We start from the raw sequence: 15,464 nt of genomic DNA on the forward strand, positions 1-15,464 counted from the left end.
TGCGCTCGCGCGCAGAATCGGGCGTCGGAAAGACAGCTAGTTGTCTGCAGTGCTCTTCTCGGCGCTGTCAGCGCCGGTGCTCTTGCGCTTGCCATACCGCTTCTCGAAGCGGGCCACACGGCCGCCGCTGTCGAGGATCTTCTGCTTACCGGTATAGAAGGGATGGCACTGCGAGCAGACCTCGACGTGGATCTGTCCGCCTGCCTTGGTGCTACGCGTGGTGAACGTGTTGCCGCAACCGCAGTGCACCGTCGTGTCGGCGTAGTCAGGGTGAATGCCTGATTTCATGGTTTCCTCTTCAATCGTGGGTTCCGGGTCGCCCCTCCGTTGACCAGGAGGTTTCGGCGTGAACCGGGACCGAGGGTGTCGGCGCCATTATGCCAGGTCAACCGCCAAAGGCCTAAACGCGTGCGACCGAGTAGCTATTCCGGCGCACCGCCACTCTGTCGCGCCGAAGTGACGCGTCGGAGCGGATGAACAGATTTGCGAGTCTGTCTACCGTGACACAATGCCCAGGTGACGACGGGCACCCCCACCAAGAACGTCCGTGACCGGCTGATCGACGCGGCGGAGATCTGCATGCACGCGAAGGGCATCCGCGCGACCACGGTGTCGGAGGTGGCCGAGGTCGCCGGGGTGTCACGGGGCTGGCTGTACCGCCATTTCCCGGACAAGGTCACGCTTCTCGGCGCGGCCATCGTGCGCCTCAACGAGGCGTACTGGTCGGACGCGCACGCGATGCTCGAGCAGGTCGCCGGTCTGGACCACCAGATGGCGGTGGGCATCCGGCACGCCCGCACCGCATACGACGATCCCGGCGCGCTGCTGATGAAGCTGCGGTTGGAGGAACCCGAGGAGTTCTCGGCCTGCGCGGGCGCGGGCGTCCTGGGACTGGTGCCCGACCTGGCGGATTTCTGGTCGCGCTATCTCGTCGCGGCCCGCGATCGCGGTGAGATCCACGCCGGCACCGTAATCGACGAAGCCTCGGAATGGGTGGCGCGCATATTGATTTCGCTTGCCACCGTGCCTGGCGACACGCTCGATTCCGACAACGCAGACGCCGTACTCATCCACGTACGCCGATATGTGATGCCGGGCCTGCGGACCGACCCCACCGCGTCTGGGCCCACGCGCGAGCCGGGGACTGGCGACTAGTCGTTGTCGTTGCCGCCGGGCGTGTTCTTGGAGACCTGAACCAGGAACTCGTAGTTGTTCTTGGTCTTGCGCAGCTGGCTCATCAGCAGGTCGATGGCCTGATGCGGGTCAAGGCCGGACAGGACGCGGCGCAGCTTGTGCACCACCGCGAACTCGTCGGTCGAGAGCAGCAGCTCGTCCTTACGGGTGCCCGACGGATTGACGTCGACAGCCGGGAAGACTCGTCGCTCCGCGATCTTGCGGTCGAGCTTGAGCTCGGCGTTGCCGGTGCCCTTGAACTCCTCGAAGATCACCGTGTCACCGGTCGAGCCGGTTTCGACCATCGCGGTGGCGATGATGGTCAGGGAGCCACCGAATTCGATGTTGCGGGCCGCGCCGAGGAACCGCTTCGGCGGGTACAGCGCGGTCGAGTCGACACCACCGGACAGGATTCGGCCCGAGGCCGGCGACGCGTTGTTGTATGCGCGGCCGAGCCGGGTGATCGAGTCGAGCAGCACCACGACGTCCTTGCCCTGCTCGACGAGCCGCTTGGCACGCTCGATCGCCAGCTCGGCGGCCTGGGTGTGGTCCGACGGCGGGCGGTCGAAGGTCGAGGCGATGACCTCACCCTTGACCGAGCGCTGCATGTCGGTGACCTCTTCCGGACGCTCGTCGACGAGCACGACCATCAGGTGGCATTCCGGGTTGTTCTTGGTGATCGCGTTGGCGATGTCCTGCATGATCGTGGTCTTACCGGCCTTGGGCGGCGACACGATCAGCGCGCGTTGTCCCTTGCCGATCGGCATGATCAGGTCGATCAGACGCGTCGTCAGCTTGTCCGTCGTGGTCTCAAGGCGCAGCCGCTGATTCGGATAGAGCGGGGTCAGCTTGGTGAACTCGTCGCGATTCTTGGCATCCTCGACGGGTCCGCCGTTGACGGTGTCGAGCCGAACAAGCGGATTGAACTTCTGCCGCGGATTCTGACCGCCGCCTTCGCCCTCTTTGGGCACCCGGACCGCACCGGTCACCGCGTCGCCGCGGCGCAGACCGTTCTTGCGGACCATGTTCATGGACACGTACACGTCGTTGGGTCCAGCCAGGTAGCCCGAGGTGCGGACGAACGCGTAGTTGTCGAGCACGTCGAGGATTCCCGCAACGGGCTGGACGACGTCGTCCTCGCGCAGCTCGGTATCGCGGTCCTGACCGCCGCCACCTTCGCCGCCGCGCTCACGACGCCTGCGGTCCCGGAACCTGCGACCCCGGCGACCGCCCCGGCCCTCGCCGTCGTCGTCGTTCTGGTCGTCGTTGTTCTGGTCGTTGTTGCGGTTTTGGTCGTTGTTGCGGTTCTGGTCGTTGTTGCGGTTCTGGTCGTTGTTCCGATTCTGGTTGTTGCGGTTCTGGTTGTTGCGGTTCTGGTTGCGGTTCTGCTGGCCACCCTGGCGGTCATCGTCACCGTCGGACTTGTCGGATTCGGACTTGTCGCGCTGCTTGGGGGTCTGCTCTGCGTCCGCGTCACGCTTGGCGTCCTGGCCGCCGCCTTCTGCGGTCTGCTCGGTGCCACCAGGAGCGCCCGAATCACGGGATGCGCCGCGACGCTCGCGGCGTGGACGCTGCTGTCCGCTCTGCGCTTCGGGGGCGCTGTCGGCAGCAGTGTCAGTCGCGGCTGCGGCAGGCGCCTTCTCGGCGTCGGCTTTCGGGGTCGCGCCGTTGGCTTCGTCACGATGCTGGCGGATGGCCGCGACAAGTTCGCCCTTGCGCATGCCAGAGGCGCCGTCGACCCCGATCTGCTTGGCGAGCGCCCGCAGTTCGGGCAGCACCATGGTCGATAGGGAGCTCGCGCGGTCGCCGGACGCTACGTCCGCCGCCGGCGCGGTTTCCGCGGCTGGCGTGCTGTTCGACGCTTCTTCAGCCGCGGGAGTCGAGACGTCGGAATTCACGGGGCTCGGCAGCTGTTCGTTTTCGCTGCTACCGCCAGCCGTGATCAGGTCCGTTTCAGTCACGGATTTCCTTTCTTTCCCTCGCTGATCGAGTCATGCGGGGGTTCGGTGCGTTCAGCTAATCCGCTGAGCGCGGGGGTCCAACCATTGCCTCTGCAACAGTGATCGCCGGGATTCGCCGACAACCGGCGAACCGTCAGTCCATGAGATGAGCACTTGAAAGAAGAGTGGTCGTCCTAGTGTCTGCGCAGGCAAAGACGCTGCAATTGCTGGACGATTGCGAGAATAACCCGCTTCCGTGCTGGAAGCAAGAAAACACACTGGTTCGCATGTGACTCCTGTTGCTGACGCTTGCCAGCTCAGCTCAACGTGCGACGGCGACACCCGACGTCCACCGGACGCCCTCGCCGACCGTCATCTCTTTGACGGCGAATCCGTTCGCGGCGCCGAACTCCAGGGCTTCCGCAGGCAATGCCGGTTGTGTCGTCACTGCAATAATCGCAGGTCCAGCGCCGGATAACACCGTCGCTATTCCAGAACGCCGGAGGATCTGCAGGTATTCCGCGGAGCGGGGCATGGCGGCGGCCCGCTGAGGTTGATGCAGGACATCCTCGGTGGCCTCCATCAACAGATCCGGGCGCTCGGTCAGTGCCACCACCAGCAGCGCGGCGCGGCTCAGATTGAACCGGGCGTCGGTGTGGCTGACCTGCTCCGGCAGCAGCACACGCGTTTCCGCGGTCGAGGACCGTTCCTCGGGGATCGCGGGAAACAGATGGATGTCGGGGTGCAGTCGCATGGGCACGGCCGAGTAGCGCGGCAATACGCCTTCGTGTTCGGCCCACGACACCACCGCGCCACCAAGGACGGCCGCCGACGCATTGTCGGGATGCCCCTCGAACTCGCTGGCCAGCTGGATCAGTTCGGCTTCAGTGAGCGGCTCCGAACCCACCTGTGTCACAAGGCCGTTGACGACGGCGAGCCCTCCGACCACCGCCGCGGCCGACGAGCCCAGCCCGCGGGAGTGCGGAATGCCGTTGCGGCAGCGCACTTTTAGTCCCGGAACTCGCACACCTGCGCTCTGCAGCCCGTGCTCGATCGCGCGTACGACAAGATGCGTCGAGTCCAGCGGTACCTGACCGGCGCCCTCACCGTCGACTTCCACGAGGAGGCCCGATTCGATGGTCTCCACGACGATCTCGTCGTACAGGCTCAATGCGAGGCCGAGGCTGTCGAAGCCTGGTCCCAGGTTGGCACTGGACGCCGCCACGACCGACGCGGCCGTCAGTCCGGCCGGCAGATTCCGTGTCACAAGGCCACCCGCTAGACCAGACCCAGCTTCTCGACGACGGCCGACGGGTCGACGGGTAGCGCAGTGACGTTCGGCATGCCTTTCAGCGCCGTGTCAGGGTCCTTGAGTCCATTGCCCGTGACCGTGCACACCACAGTCGAGCCCTTGGCGACCCAACCGTCTTCGACGGATTTGAGCAGCCCGGCGATGCTGGCCGCCGAGGCTGGCTCGACGAAGACGCCCTCGGTGCGAGCCACCAGGTGATAGGCGGCAAGAATCTCCTCGTCGGTGGCGGCGAGAAAGCGGCCGTCGGACTCCTGCTGCGCCTCGACCGCGGTCGTCCACGACGCGGGTGAGCCGATCCTGATCGCCGTCGCAATCGTCTCGGGCGCAGTCACCGGCTCACCGAGCACCAGCGGTGCGGCGCCTGCGGCCTGGGTGCCCAGCATGCGCGGCAGTCGGTCCGACACCCCGTCGCGGTGGTACTCGGTGTAACCCTTCCAATAGGCGGTGATGTTGCCCGCGTTTCCCACGGGCAGCGAATGCACATCGGGAGCGATGCCAAGCGCGTCGACGATCTCGAACGCGGCAGTCTTCTGACCCTCGATGCGGAAGGGGTTGACCGAGTTGACCAGTGACACGGTCGGATAGTCGTTGGTGAGCTTGCGGGCCAGCTCCAGGCAGTCGTCGAAGTTGCCGTCGATCTGAATGATCTTGGCGCCGTGCATGACGGCCTGGGCGAGCTTGCCCATCGCGATCTTGCCCTGCGGGATCAGCACCGCGCAGGTGATGCCCGCCCGCGCGGCATAGGCAGCGGCCGACGCCGAGGTGTTGCCCGTGGACGCACACAGCACGGCCTGCTGACCGCGGGCGACGGCCTCGGTGACCGCCATCGTCATGCCACGGTCCTTGAACGACCCTGTCGGGTTGAGGCCTTCGACCTTCAGATGCACGGTGCAGCCCGTGTATTCGGACAGCCGGGGTGCGGGCAACAGCGGGGTGCCGCCTTCACGCAGCGTGATCGGTGTCCAGCTGTCCTCGACAGGGAGGCGATCGCGATATGCGGCGATCAACCCGGGCCAGGGCTGGTGTACCACCTGCCTCGCAGTACTCATTCGCTCGTTCCTTCCAGCCTCAGCACGCTGTTGATGCCCTCGACGACGTCGAGGTCTGCCAGCGCCTCGACGGTTTCGGAAAGGGCGGCGTCGGTGGCCTGATGCGTGACGACGACGATGCGCGCGCCGCACCTCAGGCCTTCCTGATCGACCATCCCTTCCTGGCGCACCTCGGCGATGCTGACCTCGCGCTTGCCGAATTCGGCTGCCACAGAGGACAGGACACCGGGACGGTCAGCCACGTTCATGCTCACGTAGTACCGGGTGGGGATGAAACCGATCGGCGAGATCGGCAGCTTGGCGTACTTGGATTCGCGCGGGCCGCGCCCGCCCTGTACCCGGTTGCGCGCCGCCATGACCAGATCACCCATCACCGCGGACGCCGTCGGCGCGCCACCTGCGCCCTGACCGTAAAACATCAGGCGCCCCGCGGCCTCCGCCTCGACGACGACAGCGTTGAAGGCACCGTTGACTGAGGCTAGCGGATGGTCCAGAGGTACCAGCGCCGGGTACACGCGGGCCGAAACCCGTTGCTGCCCTTCGTCGGTGGTCAGTCGCTCACATATCGCAAGCAGTTTGATCGTGCAACCCAGCGCACGCGCCGAGACGAAGTCCGCTGAGGTGACGTTCGTGATGCCCTCGCGATACACATCGTCGGCGGTGACGCGGGTGTGGAAGGCGATCGAGGCGAGGATCGCGGCTTTGGCGGCGGCGTCGTATCCCTCGACGTCGGCGGTCGGATCCGCTTCGGCGTAGCCGAGCGCGCTCGCATCGGCCAGAGCCGACGTGTAATCGGCACCGGTGCTGTCCATCTCGGACAAGATGTAGTTCGTCGTCCCGTTGACGATGCCCGCGACCCTGATCACGGTGTCCCCCGCCAGCGATTGCGTCAGGGGGCGAATTACGGGGATCGCACCGGCCACGGCCGCCTCGAAATACAGGTCCACGCGGGCCTTCTCGGCGGCCTGTGCCAGTTCGCCGGTGGCGATGGCCATCAGCGCCTTATTGGCGGTGACGACCGACTTGCCCTGCTCCAGCGCGGACAGAATGGCTTTGCGCGCGGGCTCGACCGGTCCCATCAGCTCCACGACGATGTCGACGTCATCCCGCGACACCAACTCGTCGATGTTGTCGGTGAGCAGGTCGATGGGCACGCCACGGTCGTCGGCCACCCTGCGCACACCGATGCCGCGCAACACCATCGGTGCGCCGATCCGGGCCGCCAGGTCCGGCGCGCTCTCCTCGATGATGCGGACGACCTGACTGCCCACGTTGCCAAATCCCAAGACCGCTACGCCGATGGGCTTCTCGTCGGTGCTCATTCGCTTGTCCTCACTTCCAGGCTGAGTAGATCGTCCACCGTCTCGCGGCGCAGGATCAGGCGGGCCTGCCCATCGCGCACGGCCACCACTGCGGGGCGGCCGATGAGGTTGTATCGGCTGGACATGGAATAGCAGTAGGCGCCCGTGGCCGCGACTCCGAGAAGGTCGCCGGGCTTGATGTCGTCGGGCACCCACGTATCGCGTACGACGATATCGCCGCTTTCACAGTGCTTTCCGACGATACGTCCCAGTGTCGACGACCCTTCGCTAACGCGGGAGATCAGACGGACGTCGTACTCCGCTCCATACAACGAGGTGCGGATGTTGTCGCTCATACCGCCGTCGACGCTGACGTAGCGGCGATACTTGTCGGACGCGACGGCCACGTCTTTGACGGTGCCGACCTCATAGAGGGTGATGGTGCCCGGGCCCGCGATGGCGCGGCCGGGTTCGACCACCAACATCGGTGCGGGCAGCCCGACGGCAGCGGACTCGTCGCGCACGATGGCGGTCAGCTTGGCTGCGAGCTCGGCCACCGGCGGCGGATCATCCTGCGGCAGATAAGAGATGCCGAGTCCACCACCCAGGTCGACGATCGACATCTGCGATGTCTTCTCGACGCCGAACTCGGCGACCACGTCGCGCAGCAATCCGATGACGCGGTGCGCGGCGATTTCAAAGCCGGCGACGTCGAAGATCTGCGATCCGATATGACTGTGCAGACCGACCAGCCGCAGATGATCGGTGTCGAACACGCGGCGCACCGCGGCCATCGCGGCCCCGCTCGCGAGCGACAGACCGAACTTCTGGTCTTCGTGGGCGGTGGAGATGAACTCGTGGGTGTGCGCCTCGACGCCGACGGTGACGCGCACCAGCACGTCCTGGACGACGCCCGCCTCCCCCGCGATCTCATCGAGACGTTCGATCTCCGTCATCGAGTCCAGCACCACGTGCTCGATGCCTGACTTGACGGCCGCAGTCAGCTCCTCGACGGATTTATTGTTGCCGTGCAGGGCGATTCGTTCAGCCGGGAAGCCTGCGTGCAGTGCGACCGCCATCTCACCGCCAGTCGCGACATCGAGCGAAAGCCCTTCTTCCGCGACCCAGCGAGCCACTTCCGAGCACAGGAAAGCCTTTGCGGCATAGCGCACGTGCTCACCACCACCGAAGGCGGCGAAGATCTCACGGCAGCGTGACCGGAAGTCGTCCTCGTCGATGATGAAGACGGGCGTGCCGAACTCGGCTGCGATATCGGTGACCGACACTCCGGCGATCGACACCACACCGTCATCGCCGCGAACGGTGTTCTGCGGCCACACATTCGGGGCTAGCCGCAGTACCTCGGCGGCCGACTGCGGTCGGGGCGGCGCACCACCGTGGTGCACCTCTTCGGCGTGCCGGGGTCCGGCGGGGTGCGCGATCACATCCGCTCCGGGGCGCTGACACCGAGAATGCCGAGGCCGTTAGCGATGACCTGGCGGGTCGCGGCGCACAGCGCCAACCGTGCGGCATGCAGATCGTTCGGAGCCTCGTCGCCTTGCGGCAACACGCGACACGAGTCGTAGAACCGGTGGTAGTCACCGGCCAGGTCTTCGAGGTAACGGGAGACCCGATGCGGTTCACGGAGTGCCGCTGCGGTTTTCAGCACGCGCGGGAACTCGCCGATGTTGCGGATCAGCACGCCCTCCTTCTCGTGCGTGAGAAGTTCGAGGTGGTCGGTGCTGGCCACAAGGCCCAGCTCGGCGGCGTTGCGGGCCAGCGCGGAGAGCCGGGCATGCGCGTATTGCACGTAGTAGACCGGATTCTCGTTGGACGCCGACGACCACAGTGCGAGGTCGATGTCGATCGGAGAGTCCACCGATGACCGGATCAGCGAGTACCGCGCGGCATCAACGCCAATCGCTTCGACCAGGTCATCGAGCGTGATCACCGTGCCCGCACGCTTACTCATGCGGACCGGCTGGCCATCGCGGACCAGGTTGACCATCTGCCCGATCAGCACCTCGACGGTTGCCGGATCCTCGCCGAGCGACGACGCGATCGCCTTCAGGCGGGCGATGTAGCCGTGGTGGTCTGCGCCGAGCATGTAGATGCACAGGTCAAATCCGCGTTCACGCTTATCGAGGTAGTACGCGATGTCGGCGGCGACGTAGGCGGGCGCACCGTCGCTCTTGATGACGACGCGGTCCTTGTCGTCACCGAAATCGGTGGTGCGCAGCCAGACTGCGCCATCCTTCTCGTAGACCTTGCCGGCTTCCCGGAGTTTGGCGATCGCCTGCTCCACGCGGCCGGAGGTGTGCATCGAATCCTCGTGCGTGAACATGTCGAAGTCGGTACCGAACTCGTGCAGCGAGGCCTTGATGTGCGTGAACATCAGGTCGACGCCGATGGCGCGGAACGTCTCCCGCATTTCGTCGTCGGGCAGGCCGAGCGCATCTGGTTCTTTGGTAAGCACCTGGGCGGCAATATCTTTGATGTAGTCGCCGGCATAGCCGTCGTCGGGCGTCGGCTCGTCCCTCGCCGCCGCGATCAACGAGTTGGTGAACCGATCGATCTGGGCGCCGTGGTCGTTGAAGTAGTACTCGCGGACCACCTTGGCGCCCTGCGTGGTCAACAGTCGGCCCAGCGCGTCGCCGACCGCTGCCCACCGCGTCCCGCCGATGTGGATGGGGCCGGTCGGATTGGCCGATACGAACTCCAGGTTGATGTTGCTGCTCTCGAGCACATCCGAGTGGCCGTACGCCGCACCGGCGTCGATCACGTTCGCGACGATCACGTTCTGGGCGGACGCAGCGATGCGCAGATTGACGAAGCCGGGGCCCGCGACGTCAGCGGCGGAGATACCGTCGGCCTGCGCCAGTGCGGTGGCGAGCCAGCCGGCCAGCTCACGCGGGTTCGCACCGACCTTCTTGCCCAGCTGGAGGGCCACATTGGTGGCGTAATCGCCATGCTCGGGGTTGCGTGGGCGCTCGACGGTGACCACAGCCGGAAGTGCCGCGGTGTCGAGGCCGTGCTCGGAGAGCACCGCAGCCGCGGTGGTCTTGAGCAGCTCAGCCAGGTCAGCGGGGGTCACGAGGGTCCATCCTATGGTCTGACATGGTCAGGCCCCGAATCCATTTCCGCTCACTTCGATGCGTTAGGCTGTCCACGCCCATCGGCGCAGCTTCATCGATATGCGCCCCCGTAGCTCAGGGGATAGAGCGTCTGCCTCCGGAGCAGAAGGCCGCAGGTTCGAATCCTGCCGGGGGCACCCATTTTGTACTGGCGAAACAGCGTTTGACGCCGCCGGCTACCTGGCGGTCAATCAGCCCTGACGGACCCGACTGCCGGACAGTAGGCTCCGAACCGTGTCTGCTCCCGAAACTCTGCGCGCGATGGCGGGCCTGCCGCTGACCCCGGTCAGCCTGTCCGATTCGGCGCTTGTCCTGATCGACTGCCAGAACACCTACACCCGGGGTGTCATGGAGCTCGAAGGGGTTCAGGCGGCACTCGACGAAGCTGCGACGCTGCTGGACCGCGCCCGCACGGCGGGGGCGCCCGTGATTCACATCCAGCACGACGATGGTCCCGGCTCGCTTTATGACATCGAGGGCGAGAGCGGTGCGATTGTGACGCAGGTGGCGCCGCGCAGCGGCGAGCGGGTGGTCATCAAGAACTATCCGAATTCGTTCGTGCAGACCGACCTTGACGAAATCCTCAAAGCCGCCGACGCGTCCAACCTGGTGCTCGCCGGGTTCATGACGCACATGTGCGTGAACTCCACGGCGCGTGGGGCTTTCAATCTCGGCTACTCGCCGACGGTGGTCGCAAGTGCTACTGCGACGCGGGCGTTGCCGGGTATCGGAGATGAGACTCTGCCTGCGAACGTCCTGCAGTCAGCAAGCCTGGCTGCGCTGTCGGATCTGTTCGCGGTCGTCGTCGTCGACAGCGCCGCGATACCCGACTGAAAATCGATCGCCCCGCCCATCCCCGCACTTATGCCACAGGTTCGAATCCCGATGGGGCATTAAATTATCTAGCTGAAGCAAGCAGCCGGCGGCCGAGCATATTGCCCGGCCGCCGGCCTCCACTGCGCGTGCTAGCTTGCGTTGCCGCCCTTACTTACTGCCGGCACCCGACTTATCGCCCGACTTGTCGCCGGACTTATCGCCCGACTTGTCGCCGGACTTATCGCCGGGCTTGCCGCCCTCAGCACCGGGCTTGCCGCCCTCAGCACCGGGCTTGCCATCCTCAGCACCGGGCTTGCCATCCTCAGCACCGGGCTTGCCATCCTCAGCACCGGGCTTGCCGCCCTCAGCACCGGGCTTGCCGCCCTCAGCACCGGGCTTGCCGCCCTCAGCACCGGGCTTGCCATCCTCAGCACCGGGCTTGCCGCCCTCAGCACCGGGCTTGCCATCCTCAGCGCCAGGCTTGCTGCCCTCAGCGCCGGGCTTGCCACCCTCGCCGAGCGTGCCTTCACCCGGACCGGGGTTGCCGGTACCCGATTGCGGGTTGTCAAGGTCCTGACCCGGCTTCGCACCGTCGTAACCCGTGGCCTCAAACCCGTAGCCCGACTTCGCGCTGTTCTCACCCGGCTTGGAGCCATCCTCACCCGGCTTGGCAGTGTCCTGCGCCAACTTGGGAGCTGCAGGGGTAGATCCCGGCGCGAGAATGGGCGCCAGTGGCGCTGCGAGATTCACCCCCGGCGTCGGGATGTGGAAGCCGAAGGAGGGTTCGAAATCGAATCCGAACACGAGTAGGCCGCCACCGATCGACACGTACTGCTTGTTGACACCCTTCCAGTTGAAGCTCACGCCGTTCTCGTCGACGACGGTGTCAGAGGTGAAGCCCAGTTGGCCGTACCACTCGACAAATCCCGGAATCCCTGTCGACCAGTTGCCGATATCCACGAGGTTGAGCTCGGCTTTCGGACCCTTGGTGGTCGTGGTTGTCGTCGGTTGATGTTCGGGGTGGTCGCACGGGCCGTGTCCGCCGGGCGTGGTCGTCGTCGTGGTCGTGGCGGGCGTGTAGGTGAACACGGCGGATTTGGTCACGTCGAGATTGAAGTAAGCAGGCCCGATGTGGGTGGTTTGTTGGAGGACGCCCTTGACGCCGACTTGGGTACCGGTCGGCCCTGAGTGGGCCCAGGCCCAGCCCCCGAGGGTGCCCTTCGAACCGCCGATTCCCTCGATTCCGACCAGCCAGGGCAGGACAAACCCGGCATGCGTATTGACAACATCTGTCGGGTCACCGTCGAAATCGATAACCGCGCCGGCTGACGCGGGTGCCGCGGTGAAGACCGACACGGCGAGAGGCAGCGCCACCACTCCCACACCAGCTTTTCGGATCCGCGCGGCGACCTGCCGGTTGCGTTGGCGCCGACGACCACTTTCTTCTAGACCCGTAGGTACAGCGCGATCCTTCATTTCCGATTCCCCTTTTCAAGGCCATATGAAGTGGGTCCGCAGTGCAGGAGGCCGCCTGAATGCGTGCCTTGCCCAGCTTTTCCACGTGTGACTGCAAAAAATCTGTGGGTGTGCCGATGGTGCTAGCAACGGTTTTAGAAGTTGCTATAAGCGTCGAACCTGTTGCTTACCGTTGCTCCAGAGGAAGCTATCACGCACCTAGCAACGTGAGAAGACCGCAGCTCAAAGCCGATAATGCCGGATGTAAAATCGACGCACGCGTAGAAATTAGCCAGCCTCTGTGAATATTCCAGGCTCTGAAATCGCTTTGCTCGTTCAGATCTAGCATCGCAATTAGCTCGCAAACCTGCATCGAGACTGGTCCCTGGGGGTTCACAGGTGGGAAGTGACCGCCCGTCGTGACACGTAGCAGACAACCTCTAAATGTTTGCTATGACCCGGCGGCACATCGTTGAGGAAGCGCAATAATTCATCTTTGTGGACTACGTCACACTCACAAAAAAGCGCCCCGAAGACGACGGAAGGTGGGTTCCACACCAAAAACCCTGTCGTGCAGCCCCACGACGCGGCCACCCGAGAGTGGCACAGTTTGCCGCGAGTCAATTTGCCGATCTTGCACAAGCAACGCTGTTACCTGTTGTTGCCGTCTTCGGTGGGCAGCCCACCTCGTCGCCTTAGAGGGCCAGCCCCGACGCCATCAGACCGTGTGGGTCGTAGTTGCTTCGGACGGACGCCAGCCGACCGAGGTTGTTGCCGAAGTACCGTTTGGCCGGGGTATCCGGCTCGACATAGTTGACGTATCCACCGATGGAGTGCGCCTTCACCTCGTCGTGCACCCTGGCCAGCCAGGCGGTGGCGGCCTTCGTTGTCTCCGGCGTCGATGGTTCCGAGTACCACTGGATGCACGCAGAATCGCGCCGCCATGGGAACGCGGTTGCGTCGGGTGCGACGTCACGAACCGCCCCGGTGAGTGACTCGATGACGACCGTAGCCCCGCCCACCGTCGCCGGCCAGGACTTCGTGGCGGTGACGATCGCCTGCGCTGCAACCGAGCTCAGCTCGCCGATCACGTCGGAGCCTGCGACGAATGCCCGCGGTCGGCTCGCACCGTCGCCACCCTCGAAGTAGCTGACGAAGTCCAGACGACCGCGGGTGCGAATGTCCGTCGACAGCGGTGAAATGCCAATGGCGGTAACGAGTTCCGCCGCGCGGCGCGAGCCCGCTCCGGCAGGGGTGGCCAACACCACCGTGCAACCAGCAGCCTCAGGTCCGACGGGGATGTTGATCAAGCCCCACGTCGCGCGCTCCGATGCCGCCAGCCACTCTGACCAGTGCACGATCACGTCAGCGACGGCGGGATCGGCGTATTTCATGGTGACGACGTCACGGTCCACCACGGGGTAGGTGCGGAACGAAAACGATGTCGTGACACCAAAATTCCCGCCACCGCCGCCACGAAGCGCCCAGAGCAGGTGGGCATGATCGTTCGAGTCGGCTGTCACCAGCTCGCCGCCGGGCAGCACAACAGACGCGGCAAGGAGTGCGTCACACGTCAGGCCCGCACTCCGGGCGTCGGCGCCAAGGCCACCCCCCAGCGTCAAGCCGGCGACACCTACGGTCGGGCAGCTACCGGACGGGATAAGCCGACCGTGGCCGGCGAGCATGCGCTGCAACGGATCCAGGCCGGCCCCTGCGGGAACGGTCGCAATGGTGGTATCGCCGTCGTAGGCGATGGCGCCGGCGACGCTCCGGAGATCGATCACCATGGTGTTGTCGGCAGCAGAGGCACCGACGTAGGAGTGCCCGCCACTGCGTGGGGCGACCTTGACACCGTCGGTCATCGCGAACTCCATCGCCCGGCGCACATCGTCTTCGGATTCGCAGATGACGACCGCGGCGGGCGCCGACCTGTCATATCGCGAGTTGAAGACGGTCTTCGCGGCGAGATAGTCCGGGTCCGACGGGAGTACCAGCCAGCCGCTGATGGCTGTCTTGAGCCGATCCCAATTCACTGGTTCGGGTTTCGGCGTTCGCGGCGAAGAGGGAACCGGAGTGGCCGGGGATCGATCGTGACATCCACTCAGTAGTGCGCTTGCTGCCGCTCCGACGCTGCCGCCCAGGAATGTTCGCCTCGGCAGCTGCCCTCGCATGGCAGCAGCGTAGGCGTCTTAACCGAAGAAGTTCTTGAGGCCGGCGAGGAACATCTGAAACCCGAGCGTCGCCAGCAGCAGGCCGCCGATGCGCGCCATGATCGCGACGGCACTCGGCTTCAATCGAGCGAGCAGACCGCCCATGAAGCAGTAGAAGAGAAACGTCACCACCGCAACGGCCGCGATCGCGATGGCCATGGCGAGCAGTCCCGAAGCCGACGTGTTCTGCGAGCCGAAGGCGATCGTGGTCGCGATGGCACCAGGGCCGGCGATGAGCGGGATGGAGAGTGGCATGAGCAGTCCATCGCCCTCCTCGGGCCCTTCCTTCCGCTCGTCCTCGCCCTGAGCCTTGGACGCGCCGCCGCCGTACAGCATCTCGAAACCCATTGCGGCAATGACCACACCCCCGACCGCGCCGAACACGTGCAGGTTGATGCCCATCGCCTCGAGCAATTCCTTGCCCGCCAAGGCGGACACGGCGAGGATGATCGACACGTAAAGCGTCACTTTGAGCGCGGCGCCCGCGCGGCTCTGAGGCCGGTCGGTCAGGACCTGGTTGAAGAACAGCAGCTTCACCGGATCGAACGGCGCGGTGATGACGAGCAGACCGATTGACGCCCGGAGGATGAAATCGGCGTCGACCTGCATGAAGCTAGATAGTAGGCGCTGCCGTCCCGCCTGAAGTGACAAACTGATCTTGTTCCGGATGACTCGCTCACATGGTTAGCTCCACACCAGCGAGCCGATGAAAACGCCGGAGGTGGCCGATGCGGACCTTCGTCGCCAGCGCCTGCGTGATCTGCGCGATCGCCGCGTTCGGCCTGTCTCTCTGGACATACATGGACGTATCGATGTTCGGCTTTCCGGACGGGTACGTCACCGACTACCAAAAGGCGGCAGACACACCGCTGACGATCATCACGTGGGTGTCGGCCGGTCTCGGCCTTTTGCTGCTGGCCCTCGCATTCTCACCGATCGGCTCCCCGTCGCGCGCGATGGGTTGGCTCGCCGCACTGATCGTGCTCGTGATCCTCGCAACAGCGGCGCGAGTCGGCGTCCCTTGGTATTTCGGAATCCATCTCGGACTCGACAATGGAGTCGGCGGCTGACTCC

General features: G+C 65.1%; 13 protein-coding genes and 1 tRNA gene. 4 read left to right on the plus strand and 10 right to left on the minus strand.

Features of this window, described 5'->3' with window-relative positions:
• Positions 1–36: 36 nt before the first annotated feature.
• Entirely contained in the window at positions 37–288 is a 252-nt protein-coding gene (gene rpmE / locus AB4Z42_RS11915) for a 50S ribosomal protein L31 (RefSeq protein WP_442009355.1), read from the minus strand.
• A gap of 228 nt (positions 289–516) precedes the next feature.
• Here rpmE and AB4Z42_RS11920 point away from each other — a divergent pair, with 228 nt between their 5' ends.
• Positions 517–1,155, plus strand: a complete 639-nt coding sequence (locus AB4Z42_RS11920) for a TetR/AcrR family transcriptional regulator (RefSeq protein ID WP_442009356.1) — start codon at positions 517–519, stop codon at positions 1,153–1,155.
• On the opposite strand, the gene rho is transcribed toward AB4Z42_RS11920, so the two are convergent.
• From rho to argS, 6 genes are all read right to left on the minus strand, one after another.
• Positions 1,152–3,134: a transcription termination factor Rho gene (rho, locus tag AB4Z42_RS11925; RefSeq protein ID WP_442009357.1), complete on the minus strand. Its 1,983-nt coding sequence runs from the start codon at positions 3,132–3,134 to the stop codon at positions 1,152–1,154. The genes AB4Z42_RS11920 and rho overlap by 4 nt on opposite strands.
• Before the next feature lie 301 nt (positions 3,135–3,435).
• Positions 3,436–4,380 (minus strand): homoserine kinase, encoded by a 945-nt coding sequence (gene thrB, locus AB4Z42_RS11930; RefSeq protein ID WP_442009358.1) that lies wholly within the window; start codon positions 4,378–4,380, stop codon positions 3,436–3,438.
• Positions 4,381–4,391: 11 nt separating this feature from the next.
• Entirely contained in the window at positions 4,392–5,474 is a 1,083-nt protein-coding gene (gene thrC, locus AB4Z42_RS11935; RefSeq protein ID WP_442009359.1) for a threonine synthase, read from the minus strand.
• Positions 5,471–6,796, minus strand: a complete 1,326-nt coding sequence (locus AB4Z42_RS11940; protein WP_442009360.1) for a homoserine dehydrogenase — start codon at positions 6,794–6,796, stop codon at positions 5,471–5,473. The genes thrC and AB4Z42_RS11940 overlap by 4 nt, the downstream gene beginning before the upstream one ends.
• On the minus strand, positions 6,793–8,181 hold the full coding sequence (lysA, locus tag AB4Z42_RS11945; RefSeq protein ID WP_442009578.1) for a diaminopimelate decarboxylase: 1,389 nt from the start codon (positions 8,179–8,181) through the stop codon (positions 6,793–6,795). The genes AB4Z42_RS11940 and lysA overlap by 4 nt, the downstream gene beginning before the upstream one ends.
• A 35-nt stretch (positions 8,182–8,216) precedes the next feature.
• Entirely contained in the window at positions 8,217–9,869 is a 1,653-nt protein-coding gene (gene argS / locus AB4Z42_RS11950; RefSeq protein ID WP_442009361.1) for an arginine--tRNA ligase, read from the minus strand.
• Positions 9,870–9,973: 104 nt separating this feature from the next.
• Here argS and AB4Z42_RS11955 point away from each other — a divergent pair.
• Positions 9,974–10,046 (plus strand) — tRNA-Arg (locus AB4Z42_RS11955).
• Between the two features lie 97 nt (positions 10,047–10,143).
• A complete protein-coding gene (locus AB4Z42_RS11960) occupies positions 10,144–10,743 on the plus strand; it encodes a cysteine hydrolase family protein (protein WP_442009362.1) in 600 nt (199 codons plus the stop codon).
• Between the two features lie 150 nt (positions 10,744–10,893).
• On the opposite strand, the gene AB4Z42_RS11965 is transcribed toward AB4Z42_RS11960, so the two are convergent.
• The 3 genes from AB4Z42_RS11965 to AB4Z42_RS11975 form a co-directional block, all read right to left on the minus strand.
• Positions 10,894–12,099, minus strand: a complete 1,206-nt coding sequence (locus AB4Z42_RS11965) for a hypothetical protein (protein ID WP_442009363.1) — start codon at positions 12,097–12,099, stop codon at positions 10,894–10,896.
• A 776-nt stretch (positions 12,100–12,875) separates the two neighbouring features.
• A complete protein-coding gene (locus tag AB4Z42_RS11970) occupies positions 12,876–14,213 on the minus strand; it encodes an FAD-binding oxidoreductase (protein WP_442009364.1) in 1,338 nt (445 codons plus the stop codon).
• Positions 14,214–14,369: 156 nt separating this feature from the next.
• Positions 14,370–14,999 carry a MarC family protein gene (locus AB4Z42_RS11975; protein ID WP_442009365.1) on the minus strand — a complete coding sequence of 210 codons (630 nt, stop codon included), beginning with the start codon at positions 14,997–14,999 and terminating at the stop codon, positions 14,370–14,372.
• A 119-nt stretch (positions 15,000–15,118) separates the two neighbouring features.
• On the opposite strand from AB4Z42_RS11975, the gene AB4Z42_RS11980 reads away from it, so the two are divergent.
• Positions 15,119–15,460 carry a hypothetical protein gene (locus AB4Z42_RS11980; RefSeq protein ID WP_442009366.1) on the plus strand — a complete coding sequence of 114 codons (342 nt, stop codon included), beginning with the start codon at positions 15,119–15,121 and terminating at the stop codon, positions 15,458–15,460.
• Positions 15,461–15,464: the final 4 nt, after the last annotated feature.

The sequence above is a fragment of the Mycobacterium sp. 2YAF39 genome (genome assembly GCF_052114565.1).
Lineage (GTDB): Bacteria > Actinomycetota > Actinomycetes > Mycobacteriales > Mycobacteriaceae > Mycobacterium.